This window comes from Gammaproteobacteria bacterium, assembly GCA_035279405.1.
GTDB lineage: Bacteria > Pseudomonadota > Gammaproteobacteria > Natronospirales > REEB76 > REEB76.
Genome location: DATEHU010000031.1, coordinates 1 through 1,838 on the forward strand (window position 1 = coordinate 1; position 1,838 = coordinate 1,838).

The following is a 1,838-nucleotide window of genomic DNA, read 5'->3' on the forward strand; positions in this document are numbered from 1 at the left end:
CCGAAGTTCTTTGGCCCCTTGATGGAAAATTGAGGCAGAGTAAGTGCTTAGCGGGTTTTTCGGCGCGGGTCACTGCCTACAGAGCGGGTATTATTTCAGTCGGAGGGGAACGCTGAGTAGATCGAAAGCGCGCTGCTGAATCGCAGTGGGTTGAGTGAGCAGATCGAAGGTGGGGATGGTTTTGTCGGCGGGCTGAATTCTGTTTTTGACGATCGTAGCCAAGTCGCCGAGCAGGGTGTGAAAGCTGTGGACCGGCAGACCATCGGCGGTTTGTTTGGTGAAGGCTTTGCGCCTGGCGCGAGCCGAGCGTTGCGCGGGAGCGACGATGGAGCGTCGCGCGGCCTGCGCTTGGGGCTTGTCGTCATCGTCAAAAAGCATGGGGGCCAGGCGTTGGCGCATGTGCCACTCCACATAATAGGCGAGCATGCAAAGCAGGATGTGGGCGCGGACACGATCGGGCAGGCGGTGGTGGATCGGGCGCACGTGCAGATCCACACTCTTCAGACTGCGGAAGGCCCGCTCCACGCCGGACAGATTTTTGTAACTGGCTACGACCTGCTGGCTGGATAAAGCTTCTTTCCGCACGCTGGTCCGAATAACGTAGATTCCGTCCAGACTTTGTTCGCGCTCGATGTTCGCCGTTTTACGCTGATACTGAAACCCATCGTCCTCGATGCGCAGTTGAAAGTGCTTGCCCATTTTGTAGCGGTTGAGAATTTTGCCCGCGCGCAGCCCGATGTTTTGCTTGCCGCGCAGCGGGCGCTTGCGGCGCTGGGTGGCCGCAACGATCTTATCCAATTGCTTCTCGGTGGCGGCCAGCAGGTCGGGCCTTTTGCGCGCGCGCTCTTCGGCCAACAGCGGATTGAAGCACGCAATCAGGCGTTCGCCGGGGAAATCCGGATGCGCGATCTCGACCAAATCGGTCTTGTCGAAAAGGGACATCTGCAAATGGCCGCCGGCAGCCAGTTTCTGAATCTGGCTGGCGCGCAAAGCGGAGATCCATTGGATGCCCTGCGAGGCCGGCAAGTCTTCGCGAATGCGGGCGCTGGTGATCATGCCGCGGTCGCCCACCAGCACGACATCGGAGAGGCCGAAGCGTTCGCGCAGTTTCTTGACTTGCGCGGCGACCGTTTTGGGATCGCCCGTGTTGCCTTCGAAAATCTCCACCGCCACGGGACAGCCCGCCGCATTGGTGAGCAGGCCAAACACGATCTGCGGTTTGCCGGACTTGTCGTCGCGCGAATGACCCAGTTTGCCCAACGGGCAGTGGCGGCCTTCGAAGTACGTCGAGGTCAAATCGTAAAGCACCAAGCCGCCGTGGGAGAGGTGGCGCTTGGCCAGTTCCTGTTCGATGCGTGCCTGCTGAGGCAGCAGCCAGTCCATGGCTTGGTAAAGTTCGGTCTCGTCGGCCGAATCCAACTGCAGCGCCTCGCCGAGGCTGTGGTGCAAAGTGTCGGCGTGAAGTCCGCGAGCGGTCGCCAGCTTGGAGGCCGGCTCAATGAGGCGGGCCACAATCATCGCCATGACCAGATCGCGCTGGCGGCCGCTCAGCGGATCGAGGATCGAATCGAGTTGCAGGTTGCGCAAGCAGCCGAGGACGGCCGCGACGTGGCCGTGGGGGAGGGAGCGAGCAATCCGGAAGGCATCCGGCAGCGGCGAGCCGGGGGCGGGCAGAGAGCCGGCGAGAGCCAGGCGCAAGGCTTCACTCTTCTGCGCGCCGAGATGGGTAAGGTTGGCGAGAGTGCGGGATTTGACCTTGCCGTTTTGGCGGTAAGACTCGCGGAGCAAGAAGGCGGGCGGGGAGTTGCGGTTGGGCACGGCAGCGACATACATGCTTA

At 61.5% G+C, this 1,838-nt stretch carries 1 protein-coding gene; it reads right to left on the minus strand.

Annotated elements, in window-relative coordinates; translation table 11 throughout:
• Positions 1 to 90 precede the first annotated feature (90 nt).
• Positions 91 to 1,833: an IS1634 family transposase gene (locus tag VJR90_06570; GenBank protein HKV97131.1), complete on the minus strand. Its 1,743-nt coding sequence runs from the start codon at positions 1,831 to 1,833 to the stop codon at positions 91 to 93.
• Positions 1,834 to 1,838: the final 5 nt, after the last annotated feature.